At 72.8% G+C, this 17,133-nt stretch carries 15 protein-coding genes; 5 read left to right on the top strand and 10 right to left on the bottom strand.

Features of this window, described 5'->3' with window-relative positions; translation table 11 throughout:
* Positions 1-47: 47 nt before the first annotated feature.
* The gene (pyrG, locus tag AC3ET4_RS28235; protein ID WP_488175967.1) at positions 48-1,700 is read right to left on the bottom strand and encodes a CTP synthase; all 1,653 of its coding nucleotides are present in this window, start codon (positions 1,698-1,700) and stop codon (positions 48-50) included.
* A gap of 398 nt (positions 1,701-2,098) precedes the next feature.
* Between pyrG and AC3ET4_RS28230 the strand changes: the two genes are divergently transcribed.
* A complete protein-coding gene (locus AC3ET4_RS28230) occupies positions 2,099-3,907 on the top strand; it encodes a glycoside hydrolase family 15 protein (RefSeq protein ID WP_431954342.1) in 1,809 nt (602 codons plus the stop codon).
* Between the two features lie 272 nt (positions 3,908-4,179).
* Here AC3ET4_RS28230 and AC3ET4_RS28225 read toward each other — a convergent pair whose 3' ends face one another.
* The gene (locus AC3ET4_RS28225) at positions 4,180-5,100 is read right to left on the bottom strand and encodes an NADP-dependent oxidoreductase (RefSeq protein WP_431954340.1); all 921 of its coding nucleotides are present in this window, start codon (positions 5,098-5,100) and stop codon (positions 4,180-4,182) included.
* 117 nt (positions 5,101-5,217) lie between these two features.
* On the opposite strand from AC3ET4_RS28225, the gene AC3ET4_RS28220 reads away from it, so the two are divergent.
* Positions 5,218-5,787, top strand: a complete 570-nt coding sequence (locus AC3ET4_RS28220; protein ID WP_431954338.1) for a TetR/AcrR family transcriptional regulator — start codon at positions 5,218-5,220, stop codon at positions 5,785-5,787.
* Positions 5,788-5,812: 25 nt separating this feature from the next.
* Here the strand turns inward: AC3ET4_RS28220 and AC3ET4_RS28215 are convergent, their stop codons facing one another.
* From AC3ET4_RS28215 to AC3ET4_RS28190, 6 genes are all read right to left on the bottom strand, one after another.
* Positions 5,813-6,949: a glycosyltransferase family 4 protein gene (locus AC3ET4_RS28215; protein WP_431954336.1), complete on the bottom strand. Its 1,137-nt coding sequence runs from the start codon at positions 6,947-6,949 to the stop codon at positions 5,813-5,815.
* A gap of 470 nt (positions 6,950-7,419) precedes the next feature.
* Positions 7,420-9,162 (bottom strand): DNA repair protein RecN, encoded by a 1,743-nt coding sequence (gene recN / locus AC3ET4_RS28210; protein WP_431954334.1) that lies wholly within the window; start codon positions 9,160-9,162, stop codon positions 7,420-7,422.
* 49 nt (positions 9,163-9,211) lie between these two features.
* Complete coding sequence (locus tag AC3ET4_RS28205) at positions 9,212-10,240, bottom strand: NAD kinase (protein WP_431954332.1); 1,029 nt, start codon at positions 10,238-10,240, stop codon at positions 9,212-9,214.
* Complete coding sequence (locus AC3ET4_RS28200) at positions 10,237-11,043, bottom strand: TlyA family RNA methyltransferase (protein WP_431954330.1); 807 nt, start codon at positions 11,041-11,043, stop codon at positions 10,237-10,239. Before AC3ET4_RS28200 ends, AC3ET4_RS28205 begins: the two co-directional genes overlap by 4 nt.
* Before the next feature lie 7 nt (positions 11,044-11,050).
* Complete coding sequence (locus AC3ET4_RS28195) at positions 11,051-11,323, bottom strand: hypothetical protein (RefSeq protein ID WP_431954328.1); 273 nt, start codon at positions 11,321-11,323, stop codon at positions 11,051-11,053.
* Positions 11,316-12,317 (bottom strand): histone, encoded by a 1,002-nt coding sequence (locus AC3ET4_RS28190; RefSeq protein ID WP_431954326.1) that lies wholly within the window; start codon positions 12,315-12,317, stop codon positions 11,316-11,318. Before AC3ET4_RS28190 ends, AC3ET4_RS28195 begins: the two co-directional genes overlap by 8 nt.
* A 194-nt stretch (positions 12,318-12,511) precedes the next feature.
* Here AC3ET4_RS28190 and AC3ET4_RS28185 point away from each other — a divergent pair, with 194 nt between their 5' ends.
* Positions 12,512-12,859, top strand: a complete 348-nt coding sequence (locus AC3ET4_RS28185) for a sterol-binding protein (protein WP_431954324.1) — start codon at positions 12,512-12,514, stop codon at positions 12,857-12,859.
* Between the two features lie 17 nt (positions 12,860-12,876).
* Here AC3ET4_RS28185 and AC3ET4_RS28180 read toward each other — a convergent pair whose 3' ends face one another.
* A complete protein-coding gene (locus AC3ET4_RS28180) occupies positions 12,877-13,899 on the bottom strand; it encodes an HAD-IIA family hydrolase (protein ID WP_431954322.1) in 1,023 nt (340 codons plus the stop codon).
* A gap of 72 nt (positions 13,900-13,971) precedes the next feature.
* Between AC3ET4_RS28180 and AC3ET4_RS28175 the strand changes: the two genes are divergently transcribed.
* Entirely contained in the window at positions 13,972-15,255 is a 1,284-nt protein-coding gene (locus AC3ET4_RS28175; RefSeq protein ID WP_431954320.1) for a DUF1015 family protein, read from the top strand.
* 75 nt (positions 15,256-15,330) lie between these two features.
* Here the strand turns inward: AC3ET4_RS28175 and AC3ET4_RS28170 are convergent, their stop codons facing one another.
* Entirely contained in the window at positions 15,331-16,227 is an 897-nt protein-coding gene (locus AC3ET4_RS28170; protein ID WP_431954344.1) for a tetratricopeptide repeat protein, read from the bottom strand.
* Between the two features lie 174 nt (positions 16,228-16,401).
* On the opposite strand from AC3ET4_RS28170, the gene AC3ET4_RS28165 reads away from it, so the two are divergent.
* Complete coding sequence (locus tag AC3ET4_RS28165) at positions 16,402-17,001, top strand: hypothetical protein (RefSeq protein WP_431954318.1); 600 nt, start codon at positions 16,402-16,404, stop codon at positions 16,999-17,001.
* Positions 17,002-17,133: the final 132 nt, after the last annotated feature.

The following is a 17,133-nucleotide window of genomic DNA, read 5'->3' as shown; positions in this document are numbered from 1 at the left end:
GGGTGGGGTCGCCCCCTCCCCCCCCCCCCCCCCCGCAACCGTACCGATCAACCCTTGCGGCGCTCCACGGCCGCCGCGACCAGACCGGCGAACAGGGGGTGCGGACGGGTGGGACGGGACTTCAGCTCGGGGTGCGCCTGGGTGGCCACCAGGTACGGGTGCACGTCCCGGGGGTACTCGACGTACTCGACCAGGGTGTTGTCCGGAGAAGTGCCGGAGAACACCAGGCCTGCCTTCTTCTCCAGCTCGCCGCGGTAGGCGTTGTTCACCTCGTAGCGGTGGCGGTGCCGCTCCTCGACGTAGGGCTGGCCGCCGTAGACCTCGCGGACGATGGAGCCCTCGGCGAGCTTCGCCGGGTACAGGCCCAGCCTCATGGTGCCGCCGAGATCGCCCTGGCCTGCGACGATGTCGAGCTGCTCGGCCATCGTGGAGATCACCGGGTGCGCGGTCGCCGGGTCGAACTCGGTGGAGTTGGCGTCCGGGATGCCGGCCAGGTTGCGGGCCGCCTCGATGACCACGCACTGCAGGCCCAGGCACAGGCCGAGCAGCGGGATGCGGTTCTCCCGGGCGAAGGTGATCGCCGAGACCTTGCCCTCCACACCGCGGTCGCCGAAGCCGCCGGGCACGCAGATCGCGTCGACGTCGCCGAGCTGGCGGGCCGCGCCGGCCGGGGTCTTGCAGTCGTCCGAGGTGACCCACTTGATGGTGACCTTGGCGTTGTTGGCGAAGCCGCCGGCCCGCAGCGCCTCGGTCACCGACAGGTAGGCGTCGGGCAGGTCGATGTACTTGCCGACGAGGGCGACCTTCACCTCGTGCTCGGGCTGGTGGACCCGCCCCAGCAGGTCGTCCCACTGCGCCCAGTCCACGTCGCGGAAGGGCAGGTTCAGCTTGCGCACGACGTAGGCGTCCAGGCCCTCGGTGTGCAGCACCTTGGGGATGTCGTAGATCGACGGGGCGTCGATCGCGGCGACCACCGCGTCCTCGTCGACGTCGCACATCAGCGAGATCTTGCGCTTGATCGAGGTCGGCACGTCACGGTCGGCGCGCAGAACGATGGCGTCGGGCTGGATGCCGATGCTCCGCAGCGCGGCCACCGAGTGCTGGGTCGGCTTGGTCTTCAGCTCGCCCGAGGGGCCGATGTACGGGAGCAGCGAGATGTGCACCACGAAGACGTTGTCCCGGCCGACCTCGTGCCGCACCTGCCGCACGGACTCCAGGAAGGGCAGCGACTCGATGTCGCCGACCGTGCCGCCGACCTCCGTGATCACCACGTCCACGTCCTCGGTCGCCATGCGCCGGATACGGGACTTGATCTCGTTGGTGATGTGGGGGATGACCTGCACGGTGTCGCCCAGGTACTCGCCGCGGCGCTCCTTGGCGATGACCGAGGAGTAGATCTGGCCGGTGGTGACGTTGGCCGAACCCGCGAGGTTCACGTCGAGGAAGCGCTCGTAGTGGCCGATGTCCAGGTCGGTCTCGGCGCCGTCGTCCGTGACGAACACCTCACCGTGCTGGAAGGGGTTCATCGTGCCCGGGTCCACGTTGAGATACGGGTCGAGCTTCTGCATGGTGACGCGCAGACCCCGGGCCTTGAGAAGGGCACCGAGGCTGGAGGCGGTCAGGCCCTTGCCGAGCGAGGAGGCGACACCCCCCGTGACGAAGAGATGCTTGGTCGTCGTGGATTTCGGCGGCAGTGCCAACAGGGGGCTCCCGTGGTCGCGAGGTGGTGGTCGGGACGGCACCATGGTGGTGAAGAGGGGTGTCGTCGCGGCGGTTCAGTGGTTCAGCCCACCGGCCCACGGGCTACCAGGGTATCAGTGACGCGCACCAGACGGTGCGGGTGTCTCCTGGGCGACAAACACGGCCACCGGGAGTTGGTACGACAAAATGCACCCGACCGGCGCAGCAGGGGCGGTCGTCGCTTCCGCACCGCCCGCGTTGTCGTCGTATCCTGCTCGGACACATCGATTCGATGCGAGTGAACCGGCACGGCACTACCCCGCCCGCTCCCGGGAAAGAGCTCGTCGACAGATCCACAGACCGCAATCACCGCCCCAGTCCCAAGGGGCGCCGCCGTCGTTTCGACTGGGAGACCTACGTGGCCGGGCGTATCGAGGACTACGCACTCATCGGCGATATGCAGACCGCCGCCCTGGTGTGCCGGGACGGCACGGTCGACTGGCTGTGCCTGCCCCGCTTCGACTCCCCCGCGATCTTCGCGGGCCTGCTCGGCACGGAGGAGCACGGCTACTGGCGGCTCGGCCCCGCCCACGCCGACGGCACCCCGCCGCCGGCCGCCACCCGGCGCCGCTACCGGGGCGACTCCCTGGTGCTGGAGTCCGAGTGGGACACCCCCCGCGGCACGGTCCGTGTGATCGACTTCATGCCGCCGCGTGACGGCGCCCCGCAGCTGATCCGGATCGTCGAGGGCGTCAGCGGACGGGTGCCGATGCGGTCCGCGCTGCGCATGCGCTTCAGCTACGGCTGGGTCGTGCCCTGGGTGCACAAGGTGGGCGAGCGCACGGTCGCCGTGGCCGGCCCCGACTCGGTCTGGCACGACACCGATGTGGAGACGTACGGCAAGCACCTCACCACCTACGCGGACTTCACGGTCTCTCCCGGCGAACGTGTCGCCTTCACCATCAGCTGGCAGCCCTCGCACAAGGAGCCGCCCGCGCTCGCCGAGCCCGAGACGGCGCTGGAGGCCACCGAGGACTTCTGGCGCGAGTGGGTCGCCCAGTGCACCTACCACGGCCCCTACCGGGACGCCGTGGTCCGTTCCCTGATCACCCTCAAGGCCCTGACCTACGGGCCTACCGGCGGCATCGTCGCCGCTCCCACCACCTCCCTGCCCGAGGACATCGGCGGCGTCCGCAACTGGGACTACCGCTTCACCTGGCTGCGCGACGCGGCGATCACCCTGTCCTCCCTGCTGCGCACCGGCTACCGCGATGAGGCCCGCGCCTGGCGCGAGTGGCTGCTGCGCGCGGTCGCCGGCGACCCCGAGAACCTGCAGATCATGTACGGCATCGCCGGCGAGCGCGAGCTCGGCGAGACCGAGCTGGACTGGCTGCCCGGCTACGAGGGCTCGATCCCGGTCCGGGTCGGCAACGGCGCCGCCCACCAGTTGCAGCTCGACGTCTACGGCGAGGTCACCGAGGCCCTGCATCTGGCGCACATGACCGGCCTGGCCCGCAACGACTACGCCTCGCTCCTGCAGATCCGGCTCATCCAGTACCTGGAGGACCACTGGGACGAGCCGGACGAGGGCATCTGGGAGGTCCGCGGCCCGCGCCGGCACTTCGTGCACTCCAAGGTCATGGCCTGGGTCGCCGTCGACCGCACCGTCAAGCTCATCGAGTCGGGCGAGGTCGACGGCCCGCTGGAGCGCTGGCGCGAACTGCGCGACGAGATCCACCGCGACGTCTGCGACCGGGGCTACGACAAGGAGCGCAACACCTTCACGCAGTCCTACGGCTCCCGCGAACTGGACGCCTCGCTGCTGCTCATCCCGCAGGTGGGCTTCCTGCCGCCGGACGACAAGCGCGTGATCGGCACCATCGAGGCGATCCAGCGCGAGCTGTCCACCGAGGACGGCTTCGTGCTGCGCTACCCGACCGACGCCCCGCCCGGTGGCGAGAACCTCGACGGGCTCCCCGGCGACGAGGGCGCCTTCCTCGCCTGCTCGTTCTGGCTCGCCGACGACCTCGCCATGATCGGACGGGTCGACGAGGCCCGCCGGCTCTTCGAGAAGCTGCTCGCGCTCCGCAACGACCTCGGCCTGCTGGCGGAGGAGTGGGACCCGCGGCTGCAGCGGCAGGTCGGCAACTTCCCGCAGGCGTTCAGCCACGTGCCGCTGATCGACACGGCGCTGCGGCTGACCGCGAGCGGCGCCTACGGCGGCTGACCGCGCGGAGGATCGCGGTCCGACCGCCGTCGAGGACAACGCCGAGGGCGCGGGTGCCTTGCCCGGGCTCGCGTCAGGAGTGCGACCACCACCGCGGCTCCGCCGACGCGCCGTCGCGGGCACGGAACCGTTGCGGCGGGGATCATTCTGTCGTGATGATCAGCTTGCCGCGCTTGGCCAGGCCGTTTCGTTCGAGTGCGGTGAGCGCCGGGATGGCCTGCGACAGCGGGACGGTGCGTTCATCGGTTCCGTGTGCGGTAATTCCAGTGGGGTCACAGCGTGACCACGACCTTTCCGTGGACGTGCCGTCCGGCCTGCAGCGCCACGGCGTCACGGATCCTCTCGACGGGGAACTCCGCGGCAATGGGGACGGTGAGCTCGCCCGCGACGATCGCGCCGGTGATCTGCTCCAGCGCGTCAGGCGCCGCATCAAGGCCGCCGGTGGCGCGTATGCCGCCGCGAGGGTCGGGGCCCGCGGCGACCGTGGAGATCCGCTCGGGCATCACGCCGAGCGCCAGCGCGGCCTGCGCCGTCTCCGTGCCGAACAGGTCGGTCGCGGCGGTCACCCCGCCGGGCGCCAGTTCCCTGACCCGGTCTGCCAGCCCGTCGCCGTAGGCCACCGGCTCGGCGCCCAGCCTCCGCAGGAACCCGAAGGTGCCCGGCGAGCAGGTGCCGATCACGGTGGACCCGGCGAGCCTTGCGAGCTGCACGGCGAACACCCCGACTCCGCCGGCGGCTCCTCCGATCAGGACGGTGTCACCGGGCCGCGGGCCGATCGCCGCCAGCGCGGCGGCAGCGGTGAGCCCGGCGACCGCAAGGGTGCTCGCCAGCTTGTCGCTGAGGCCCTGCGGCGTGTGCCACAGCGCATCGGCAGGGGGCCGGGCCACCACATAGTCGGCGATCGCCCTTCCCAGGACGCTGCCGTGGACGCGGTCGCCCACGGCAAAGCCTGTCGCGCCCTCGCCGACCTCGTCGATCACTCCGGCGAGGTCGGACCCGAAGCCGGAGGGCACGGTGATGCCGAACCGCGCCGCCACCTCCGGCTGTGCGGCGATGATCCAGTCCATCGGGTTCAGCCCGGCGGCCGTCACCCGCACCCGGACCTCCCCCGGGCCGGCGTGAGGTTCGGGAACCTCCCTCAACTCCAGCACTTCGGGGCCTCCGAAGGCTTGGTACATCACGGCTCGACTCATGGCCGGCGGACTCCTCGGGAAGTGACGGGACTTGGTTCCATCACCGTAGAACGACTGACGGGACTTGGTTCCATCACCGGCGTGAATCGACGGAACCAAGCCCCCTACACTGCGTTCATGGCTCGCTGGGAACCGAACGCAGCAGAACGGCTCGCTCACGCCGCCCTCGCCCTGTTCGCCGAGAGGGGCTACGAGAACACGACCGTGATCGACATCGCCAAGCGCGCGGGACTGGGGAAGACCACCTTCTTCCGGCACTTCCAGGACAAGCGGGAAGTGCTCTTCGGCAGCGACACGATGAACGGCCTGCTGACCGTGGCGATCGACGCGGTGCCGGCGGACGCCACCCCGCTCGAGGCGGTCGCTCATGCGCTGGTCGCCGCAGGCGCGGAGGTCTTCACACCCGATCGCCGCGAGTTCATCGCCCGCAGACAGGCGGTCATCGCCGCCAACCCCGAACTGCGTGAGCGCGAGGCGCTGAAGAACCTCTCCCTCAACGCGTCGATGACCGAGGCGCTCAAACGGCGCGGCGTACCCGACCTGACCGCTCGCGTCGCCGCGGAACTCGGCGCGCTCGCCGCAACGCTGGCCTACGAACGCTGGAGCGGGACGGCCGCCGGTGACGACTTCGGCGAGATCGCGAGACAGGCACTCGACGAGGTGCAGGCGTCCACGGCCCTCTGCTGACGGGGCAGCGCCTCGCGGGGCGGGTTCAGCCGGAGGTCAGCTCGTCGTAGATGGCCAGCACTTGGGCGACCGTGTCGTCCTCGGTCGGCCAGGTGGCGGCCTGCACGGGACCGGCCGCGGCCAGCGTCTGACGCCGCGCCGGGTCCGCCAGCAGACGTGTGACGGCGTCGGCGAGCGTCTTCGGGTTGCCGTAGGGCACCAGGACCGCCGCTTCGCCGACGAGTTCGGCCGTACCGCCGACGGCGGTGGCCACCAACGGCACCCCCGCGTGCAGCGCCTCATGTGCGATCAGCGGGCGCGCCTCCCAGCGCGACGGCAGCACCACCACGTCGGCGGCGGCGAGCAGCTCCGGAACGTCGTCGCGGCGGCCGAGCAGCCGGACCGGCAGCCGCTCGGCGTCGATCCGCTCCTGCAGTTCCGCCCGTTGCGCCCCCTCGCCCGCGATGAGCAGCAACGGCGCCGGATCCAGCCCCGCCCAGCCGTGTGCCGCGTCCAGCAGCAGGTGGTAGCCCTTGCTCGGCTCCAGACGGCCCGCCGCGAGCAGCAACGGCCGCTGCCCCACGGCGAACTCGTTCCTGGTCTTCTCCCGGCGGCGCTCCGCCTCCGCCACGGTCTCGGCGGACGGCGCGGTCCGGGGCGGCGCAGGGACCCCGACCGGTCCGAGCCGGGCGTCCCGGGCCCCTGCCGCTCGGGCCCTGTCCACCAGGTCCGACGAGGCGCCCAGCACGACCGCCGCCACCCGCGTCACCCGCCGCTCCAGCATCCGCAGCGCCCGCCCCCGCGCTCCCTCGGCCGGCACCGCGCCGTGCCAGGTCACCACCAGCGGCGTACGGCGCCCGCTCAGCGCCATGGTGGCGAGCAGTCCGGACCGCAGCCCGTGCGCGTGCACCACATCAGCCCCGGCACAGGCCGCCCGCAGCGCCGTCACCACGGCCGCGTCGGCCCGCGGTCGCCAGCGGCGCGCGATCTCGACGGGAGCGAAACGCGCCCCCGCCGCCCCGAACCCGTACCGTTCCTCGGCCTCGCCAGGCCCGCAGACCGTCACCTGGACGCCGCGCGCCACCAACCCGGCCGCCACGGAAGCGACATGGGACCTCGCCGTCTCACCCAGCACGTGGACGGCGTGCAGTTGCCCGTGCAAGGGGCTCGGTGAACTGCTCACGCGGGGTCGCGCTCCTGACTCGGCATCGTGCGGAGGACGGCGGGGCTGCTCCTTCAAGGATGCCAGGCCGATAGGCCATCCAGGGAGCGATGCCCCACCTCCACCCGGCCACACGTACGCGGGACCACCCTTACGAGTGCCCTCCGCTCCCCCATCGCGCGCACCCGACCGGACGAGGGCCGCATTCGCGCCGTCTGACACCCCGTCGGCGGACGCCGGCCGACTGCGCCGCGAGACGACGCCCCGGCACAGCGCGGACCCTCGGGCGACGTCGCGGGCTCCGGCACCCGGCCGTACGCACCGCCTGGGCACGCACCGCCCCGGCCGCGGGAGCGGCCGCCACGCCCCCGCTCCGCGGATCTCCCCCCGCACCGCCCGGCAGGAAGGCGACACAGGCGACGTACCCGCACAGCGCGGACCGCCGCCGGTTCGCGCCGCAGCGCCGGTTCGTGCCCCACCGCCCCGTGGCGTCAGCGCGCCTCGCGGGCCGCGGCCAGCAGTTCCTCCGCGTGGGCGCGGCCGAGCTCCGAGTCCTCCAGTCCGGCGAGCATCCGGGAGAGCTCGCGTACGCGCTCCTCTCCCTCGAGGACCCGCACGCCACTGCGTGTGACGGACCCGTCGTTGGTCTTCTCCACCAGCAGCTGCCGGTCCGCGAACGCGGCCACCTGGGGCAGGTGGGTGACGACCACGACCTGCGCGGTCCGCGCCAGGCGCGCCAGGCGCCGGCCGACCTCGACGGCCGCCTTGCCGCCGACGCCCGCGTCGACCTCGTCGAACAGATACGTCGGCACCGGGTCCGACCCGGCGAAGACGACCTCGACGGCGAGCATCACGCGGGACAGCTCGCCGCCCGACGCCCCCTTGGCGATCGGCCTGGCCGGGGCGCCCGGATGCGGCGCGAGCTGCAGCTCGACCTCGTCCGCGCCCGTCGGGCCGAAGGCGACCCGGCGGCCGCCGACCTCGATGCCCTCCTCGTCCTCGACCTGCCGGAGGGCGACGCCGACGCGGGCGTGCGGCATCGCGAGCTGGGCGAGCTCCGCCGTGACGGCCCCGGCGAAGCGGTCCGCCGCCTCGGCCCGCGCGTCGGTGAGCGCCTGCGCGAGGTCGCCGAGCTCGGTGCGCAGCGCCTCGCGCTCCGCCGCCAGCTCCCCGATCCGCTCGTCGTCGCCCTCCAGCTCGACCAACCGGGCCGCGCCCTGCTCGGCCCACGCCAGGACGGCGTCGGTCGTCTCCCCGTACTTGCGCAGCAGGTGGGCGAGCACGGCCCGCCGTTCCTCCACGGCCGCCAGGCGCCGCGGGTCGGCGTCCAGGTTGTCGGCGTACCCGGCGAGCTCACCCGCCACGTCGCCGAGGAGGATGCCGATCTCGCCGATCCGGTCCGAGAGCGCGGCCAGCGCAGGATCGTGCGAGCGCACGGCGTCCAGCGCGCGCTGCGCACCCGCGACGAGCAGGCCCGCGTCGGCGCCCTCGGGGTCTTCGGGGTTCCCGGCGAGCGCGGCGTGCGCGACAGCCGCTGCGGACGCCAGCGCCTCGGCGTGACCCAGCCGCTCCGCCTCCGCCGCCAGGTCGGCGTCCTCGCCGGGCAGCGGCTCGGCGGCCGCCACCTCTCCCAGGCCGAACCGCAGCAGATCCGCCTCCTGGGCCCGCTCACGGGCCCGCGTGGTCAGCGCGTCCAGCTCGCCCGCGACCTCGCGCAGCCTCCGGTAGGCGGCCGCGTACTTGGCCAGCGGCACGGCGACGGCGTCGCCCGCGTACCGGTCCAGCGCCTCCCGCTGCCGGGCCGGCCGCAGCAGGCCCTGCTGGTCGGTCTGGCCGTGGACGGCGACCAGCTCGTCCGCCAGCTCTCCCAGCAGCCCGACGGGGACGGACCGACCGCCCACGAAGGCCCGCGAACGGCCCTCCGCCGAAACAGTGCGGCTGATGAGCAGCGCGCCGTCGTCCAGCTCGGCGCCGGCCTCCTCGGCCCGCACAGCGGCGGGCGCGTCGGCGTCCAGCGAGATCCGTCCCTCGACGGACGCCGATTTCGTCCCGATCCGGACCAGACCGGGATCGGCACGCCCGCCCAGCAGCAGCCCGAGGCTCGTGACGACCATGGTCTTGCCCGCGCCGGTCTCACCCGTCACCGCGGTGAAGCCGGGCGACAACTCCACCACGGCGTCCTCGATGACTCCCAGCGACCGGATCCGCATTTCCTCCAACACGGATACGACCATACGAGGTTTGCGGCCCGCCGCGCGACGGGCCTCACCCCTGGGGGGAAACTCAGTGCGGCGCGCCCCGCCATCCCGCCACCGGCAGCGCGAACTTCGCGACCAGCCGGTCCGTGAAAGAGGCGTGGTGGAGCCGCGCGAGCCGGACCGGCACCGCGCCCCGCCGGACCTCCACACGGGCCCCGGCCGGCAGGTCCACCGTGCGCCGCCCGTCGCACCACAGCACGCCGTGCGGGGTCTCCGGCTGCACCTCCACCGCCAGCACCGACCTCGGCGAGGTCACCAGCGGCTTCGCGAAGAGCGCGTGCGCGCTGATCGGCACCATCAGCAGCGCCTCCACCTCGGGCCATACCACCGGCCCGCCGGCGGAGAAGGCGTACGCGGTCGAACCGGTCGGAGTCGCCATCACCACCCCGTCGCCGCCGAAGCGGGAGACCGGACGGCCGTCCACCTCCGTGACGACCTCCAGCAGCCGCTCACGGGCCTGCTTCTCCACCGAGGCCTCGTTCAGCGCCCAGTCGGTGTGGACGACCCGGCCGTCGTTGCGCACCAGGACGTCGATCGTCATGCGCTCCTCGACCTCGTAGTCGCGATTGACCACCCGGTCGACGACCTTGTCCAGGTCGTCGCGCTCCGCCTCCGCGAGGAAACCGACCCGGCCCAGGTTGACCCCGAGCATCGGCACCCCGGAGGCCCGGGCGAACTCCGCGCCGCGCAGCAACGTGCCGTCACCCCCGAGGACGACGATCAGCTCGCAGTCCGCGACGGTCTGCGGGCCGATCTCCCGCACCCGCTGCACCGCGCCGTCCCCGGGCAGCGTCAGGTCTTCGGCCTCTTCGGCCAGCACCCGCACCCCGATGCCGCAGCGCTTGAGCCCCTGGACCACGCGCTCGGCGCTGCGGACGGCCGCCGGCCGCCCGGTGTGGGCGAGCAGGAAGACGGTGCGCCCGGAGGTCTCGCCCGGATCGCGGCACTCGGAGGACTCGGGGGACTCGGGGGACTCGGCAGGCTCGGAAGCCGCAGGGGGCGCGGGCAACGCGGAGAACTCGCCCGCCTCATGGGTCTCGTGTGTCTCGCTCAACGGGGGCCCTCCGCCACAGCGCGGTCGACGTCCGCCGGGTCCAGTTCAGGCGCCCCGGCGCGCAGCCACAGAAAATACTCCACATTCCCCGACGGTCCCGGCAACGGGCTCGCGGTCACGCCCAGCACCCCCAGTCCGAGTGCGGCCGCCTGCCCGGCGACCTGGCGTACGGTCTCGGCGCGCAACTCGGCGCTGCGGACGACACCGCCGCTGCCCAGTCGCTCCTTGCCCACCTCGAACTGCGGCTTGACCATCAGGACCAGATCCGCGTCGGGTGCGGCGCAGCGTACAAGGGCGGGCAGGACGAGCCCGAGCGGGATGAACGACAGGTCGCCGACGACGAGGTCCACCGGCCTGCCGTCGATCTGCTCGAGCGTCAGCTCGCGGACGTTGGTGCGGTCCTTCACGGTGACGCGTTCATCGCTCTGCAGCGACCACGCGAGCTGCCCGTAGCCCACGTCCACGGCGACGACGTGCGCCGCGCCGTTGCGCAGCAGGACATCGGTGAAGCCGCCCGTGGACGCCCCGGCGTCCAGCGCGCGGCGCCCCTCCACGAGCAGCCCGTGCGGTACGAACGCCGCGAGCGCCCCGGCCAGCTTGTGCCCGCCGCGCGAGACGTAGTCCGGGTCCGAGTCGTCCTTGGCCACGACGACCGCGGCGCTGGTCTCCACCTGGGTGGCGGCCTTCGTCGCGGTCGTCCCGCCCACGGTCACCCGGCCGGCCGCGATCAGCTGCCCGGCGTGCTCCCGCGAGCGGGCGAGGTTCCGGCGCACCAGCTCGGCGTCGAGTCGGCGTCGTGCCACGTGAGGTTCAGCTCCTGTTGTCGTCGTCGAGTCTCGTGAGCGTGTCGCGCAGCCCACGATGTACATCCTCGTACACCTCGACGTGGTCCTCGGTGGGAAGCCGATCGGCATCCCGCAGGCGGACAAGGACGGCGTCCACCTCCGTATTCCCCGTGGCGTCCAGCACGACGCCCAGCGGGCGCGGCCCCGGCGCGGCGCCCGCCGCCGCCTCGGCCGGGCCCTCGGCCCCTGCTTCCGCTCCGGGCGCGTGTGCCACGCCCTCGGGCCCGGTCTCAGTCACGCCCCTTCGCCTCCTGGGTACGGGCCGCCGTCTTCTTGGCCGCGGCCGTCCTGGCAGCCGTCTTCGCCGCAGCCGTCGTCTTCGCCGCAGCCGTCGTCTTCTTCGCGGCAGCAGCCGTGCCGGCCGCTGAGGCCGCCTTCTCGGCAGTCCTGGCAGTCTCCTTGGCCGGGGCTGCCGACGCTCGCTTGTTCGCGGCCGTCGTCTTCCTCGTGGCAGCAGCCGTGCCGGCCGCCGAGGCCGTCTTCTTCGCGGCGGTCGTCTTCTTGGCTGCGGCCGTCTTCTTCGCGGCGGTCGCCTTCTTGGCGGCGGCCGTCTTCCTCGCCGCCGTCGTCTCCTTTGCCGCGGGGGCCTTCGGCGGCACGGCGTTCTTGCGCGCCACCGGCACAGCAGCCGCCGCGGGCGCAGCCTCTCCGGACTCCGCGGGCGCCGTCGTCCCGGATACCCCAGGCGCCGCAGGAACCGTCGCGGGCGCGGCGTTCTTGCGCCCCACCGGAGTGGCCGCCGCCGTGTCCGTCACCACCGGCTTCTCCTCTTGCGCTGCCGCAGAGGACGCCGCCGGCGCGTCGACCGGCGCACGCTCCACCGGCGGCTGCGGCGGCACGTGCGGACCCGGCTCCGCCTCGTCGGCGAGGTCGACCGCAACCGGCCCGCGGTCGCCCTCCTCCAGGTTGCGGATGCGCCGCTCCAGTGCCTCCAGGACGACACCGACCTTGGTGACCTCGTCCGCGAGCCGTCCGACCCGGCTCATCGCCTTCTCGATCTCCTCCCGGACCAGCCCCACGAGCAAGTCGCGGTTGGCCCGTCCCGATGCCATCAGCTCGTCCGCGAGCACCTGCACCTCGGGCGGGATCCGCTCTCCGATGCTCCGCTGGACGGCGCCGACGTCTATCCCGGTCTGGTCGAGCAGTTCCTTCGCCGCACCGACCGCCCGTCGCCGGGTGGCCTCGGTCAGGCCGCCCGCGATCTGCAGACACGTCCGCAACGCGTCCCGCATACGTCCTCACTCCTCGCCGTCACCAGTTCCCAGACTTCGTCGGTCACGACGCTACCGCCTATGGCGTCGCATCTCCCCGGCAGTTCCGCTGCGGTACGGTCGGTCAGCAACAGCAGGACCAAGCCTGCACAACCTCAACACCAGCACCACCACCGGCATCACCAGCCGACGTCCGAACGGGAGACGCACGACCCATGGCGACCATCGAGGAGTGCCGCAGCGCGCTCGAGCGGCTGTCCGAGAACCTCGCCAGGACGGAGGGCGACCTCCGCAGCGCCGCCGCACTCGACCGCTCGCTCAGCTGCCGCATCACCGATCTCGACGTGACCTTCGTGGGACGCCTGGTGGACGGCCGGATCCAGGACGTGGTCACCGTTCAGGGGCCGCCCGCCGAACGCGCCGAGATAAGGCTCACCATGGCCGGCGACGACCTCGTCGCGCTCGTGGACGGCAGACTGCACTTCGCGAAGGCCTGGGGCAGCGGCAGGGTCAAGCTGGAGGCAGGCCTGCGCGACCTGCTGCGGCTGCGCAAGCTCCTTTAGCACCCTCTCAGCGCCGCCTAGAGCCCCAGCCGGTCCAGCGCCTTCCCCGCGTCCAGGTCGCAGGAGCCGTCCCCGGCCCGGGTCCAGGCCGCGGCGCACAGCGCCCGCAGACCGTCCATGGGTTCGCCGTTCCCGTCGAGCACAAGCGCCGCGTCGCCGACCGAGGCGGTCCAGCCCCCGCAGCGGTGGGCGCCGCCGCCGGCCGCCGTGACCTCGGGCTGCGGGGTCAGCAGCCCGCGCAGGTCCGCGTCCACAAAGCTGGGCCGGTGCTCGGGCGGAGCGGCGAGCAGCAGCGCGGGGGTGGTGACGCCGGTGAGCACCAGCAGCGAGTCGACGCCGCCGGCGTGCGCGCCCTCTATGTCCGTGTCGAGCCGGTCGCCGACCACCAGCGGCCGCCGTGCGCCGGTCCTGATGACCGTCTCGCGGTGCATGGGCGGCAGCGGCTTGCCCGCGACCTGCGGGACACCGCCGGTCGCGATCCGGACGACCTCGACGAGCGCCCCGTTCCCCGGCGCGGTGCCGCGCGCGGTCGGGATGGTCAGATCGGTGTTGGACGCGAACCACGGCACGCCGCGGCCCACCGCGTAGGCGGCCTCGGCGAGCTGCTCCCAGGACACCTCGGGCGAGTATCCCTGCACGACCGCGGCGGGGTCGTCGTCCGCGGAGTCGACGGGACGGAGCCCTCGCTCCCGCAACGCCACCATCAGTCCCTCGCCGCCGACCGCGAGCACCCGCGCCCCCGCCGGGACCTGATCCGCGATCAGCCGGGCCACCGCCTGTGCCGAGGTGACGACCTCCTCGGCCTCGGCCGGCACGCCGAGCCGCGTCAGGTGCTCGGCGACGGTCCGCGGGGTTCGGGCGGCGTTGTTGGTGACGTACGCCAGCCGCATACCGTGCGCCCGCGCCACGCCGAGTGACTCGACGGCGTGCGCGATCGCGTCACCACCCGCATAGACCACTCCGTCGAGGTCGAGCAGAGCCGTGTCGTACGCCTGGTCAAGAGGCCTTTCGCTGCCGGCCGGGCCGGTCCGGTGGTTCATCGGGCGGTCGCTCCTCGTATGTCGTCGACAACTCGGCACACTTCGCGCACATGACCCGCGTAGCATGCCCGGATGAGCAATTCCGGACCCGCTGTACAGGGCTTGCGGCTGGCGCCGTTCCGCGCGCTCCGCTACGTCCCCGAGCGGGTCGGCAGCCTGGCCGCGGTCACCTCGCCACCGTACGACGTCGTCGTCCGGCCCGAGGGCCAGCGGCACCTGGAGACAGCCGACCCGCACAATGTCGTGCGGCTCATCCTGCCCACCGCCGAGCCCCCGGACGGCCGGCACCGCAAGGCCGCCTGGGCGCTGTTCCAGTGGCAGCAGGAAGGCGTCCTGGCCCTCGACCCCAAGCCTGCCCTGTACGTGTACGAGCAGCGCGAGGGCGATCGGGTCCAGCGCGGCCTCATCGGCGCCCTGCGGCTGACGCCTCCCGAGGAGCGGATCGTGCTGCCGCACGAGGACGTGATGCCCGGCCCGGTGGCCGACCGCGCGGCCCTCATGCGTGCCACCGCCGCCAACCTCGAACCGCTGCTGCTGGCCTACCGGGGCAACGACGGGGAGGCCGCCGAGGTCGTCGAACGCACCGTCGCCGAACCGCCCCTGCTGGCCACGACGACCGAGGACGGCATCCAGCACCGGCTGTGGGCGATCACCGACCCGCAGGCGATCGCGGCGGTCGACGCGGACCTGTCCCGGCACCAGGCCGTCATCGCCGACGGCCACCACCGCTGGGCCACCTATCTGCTGCTGCAGGCCGAGCACGAGACCCCGAGCCCTTGGGACTACGGCCTGGTGCTGCTGGTGGACACCGCCCGCTACCCGCTGCGGGTCCGCGCCATCCACCGTGTGCTGCCGCAACTGCCCATCAGCCGCGCGGTCGAGGCGGCCCGCGCCGTCTTCCGCGTGCGCGAGCTGCCGGGGGCCCTGCCGGAGGCCCTCGCCGCCCTGGAGGCCGCCGCGGGCGAGGGCAACGCGTTCCTGCTCACCGGCGACGGCCGGTTCCACCTCCTGGACCGGCCCGACCCGGATGCTCTCGACCGGGCCATCCCGCGCGACCGGCCCCAGCAGTGGCGGCAGCTGGACGCAACCGTGCTGCACAGCCTGCTCCTGGACCGGATCTGGCACGTGCCCGACGCTCCCGAGCACATCCACTACATCCACGACACGGTGGCCGCGGTCGAGCGCGCCGAGCAGTTCGGCGGTACGGCCGTGCTCATCCATCCGGTGCGCGAGAGCGTCGTCCACGACCTGGCCAAACAGGGCGTGACGATGCCGCGCAAATCGACCTCGTTCGGCCCCAAGCCGGCGACCGGCCTGGTGCTGCGCAGTCTGGAACTCGACGGCACCTCCTCCTGAGCCCGGGCAGCAGGAAGGGCGGCATCCGCGCACTGCGGATGCCGCCCTCAACTGTCTGCGATTCGCTGTCGGCGATCAGCCCTCTGTGTGCTTGGAGGGCTCCTTGAACGGGTCGTCCAGGAACGCCGTCGGGTCCGCCTCGTCGGTCAGGTCGACGTCTGGCTCACCTGTGACACCGACCTCGCGGTCCTGCCGTCCGCTGCTCGCGCCGTCCTTGCCGGCCGCGTCAGAGGCCTCGGCATGTGGGGCGTCCGCGTCGGCGGTGTCGGTGTCGGTGTCGGTGTCCTCAGCATCCGCCACACCGGCCTCGTCCGCCGTCGGCTCCACGTCCGCGGACTCGTCCAGGGCGTCCACGAAGGCAACCCCATCCAGCTGTGCCAGCCGGTCGGAGGCGTCCGTGCTGCCACTCTGGTCGGCTTCCAGCGACTTGGCGAACCACTCGCGGGCCTCGTCGTCGCGCCCAGCGGCAAGCAGAGCGTCGGCGTACGCGTAGCGCAGTCGCGCCGTCCACGGGTGCACGGCGTTGGACGCCAGCTCGGGGCTCTGCAGAGTGACGACGGCGGCGTCGATCTGACCCATGTCGCGCCGCGCACCCGCGGCCACCAGGCGCATCTCCACCTGTCCGGCGCGGTCCAGCTTGTGCACCTCCGGCGCGCCCGCCATCTCCAGCGCACGCTCCGGACGGCCCAAGCCGCGCTCGCAGTCCGCCATGACCGGCCACAGGTCGACCGTGCCCGTCATCCGTCGGCACGCGCGGAACTCTGCAAGCGCCTCGGCGTACCGCTCCGTGGCGTACGAGGCGAACCCGGCCGCCTCACGCACAGCGGCGACGCGGGACGCGAGTCGCAGGGCCACCCTGGAGTAGCCATAGGCCAGATCCGGGTCCTCGTCCAGCAGCCGGGCCACCATCACGAGGTTCCGTGCCACGTCGTCGGCAAGCGTCTTGGGCAGGCTCATCAGCTCCTGACGCACACTGGGGTCGATCTCCTGACCCGTGACGTCGTCCGGGATCGGCAGCCGCTTGACGGGCTCCCGCTCCTCACGGCGCTCGTCTCGGCCCCGGGTGTTCTCGAACCGCCCGCGCCCCTGCACATACGGCCGTCGGCCCCCGCTCTGGTCCCGCTCGTCCCGACGCGGGCCACGGGGATGCTCGTCGCGGCGGTAGCCACCGCGGTCGTCGTCCCGGCGCGGAGCACGAGGCCGCTCGTCACGACGGAACCCACCACGGTCATCGCGCGGACGATCGTCACGGGGCCGGTCAAAGCGCGGACGATCATCACGCGGCCGGTCATCGCGCGGCCGGTCGAATCGCGGACGGTCGTCACGACGGAACCCACCACGGTCGTCGTCCCGACGCGGACCACGAGGCCGCTCGTCACGACGGTCATCACGACGGAACCCACCACGGTCATCACGCGGACGATCATCACGGGGCCGGTCAAAGCGCGGACGATCATCACGCGGCCGATCGTCACGGGGCCGGTCAAAGCGCGGACGATCATCACGCGGCCGATCAACGCGCGGACGGTCGAACCGCGGACGGTCATCACGATTGAACCCACGATCGTCACGACGGTCATCACGCGGACGATCCTCGTACCGCCCCCGCGGACGGTCGTCGGGCCGACGATAACCGCCGCCGGTGCGGTCGCCTTCGCGCCGGGGGCCGCCGCTGCGGTACCCACCCCGATCGCCGCCCTGGCGCGGGGTGCGCCGCTCAGGCCGATCCGGCCGTTCCTCGGGTGAGTTGGACATCGACGTGACTCCTGTCATTTGTACTGCTGTAGTGCCAGTCTCTCGTACCAGTCCGCGAACTGCGCACCACGCGAAAAACAAAAGGACCCCCGGTCCCAGCGCTGTGGCCAGGACCGAGGGTCC

It is taken from the genome of Actinacidiphila sp. bgisy167, assembly GCF_057707665.1.
The sequence above is the reverse complement of the archived record's forward strand: the minus strand, read 5'-3'. Positions and strand labels throughout refer to the sequence as shown.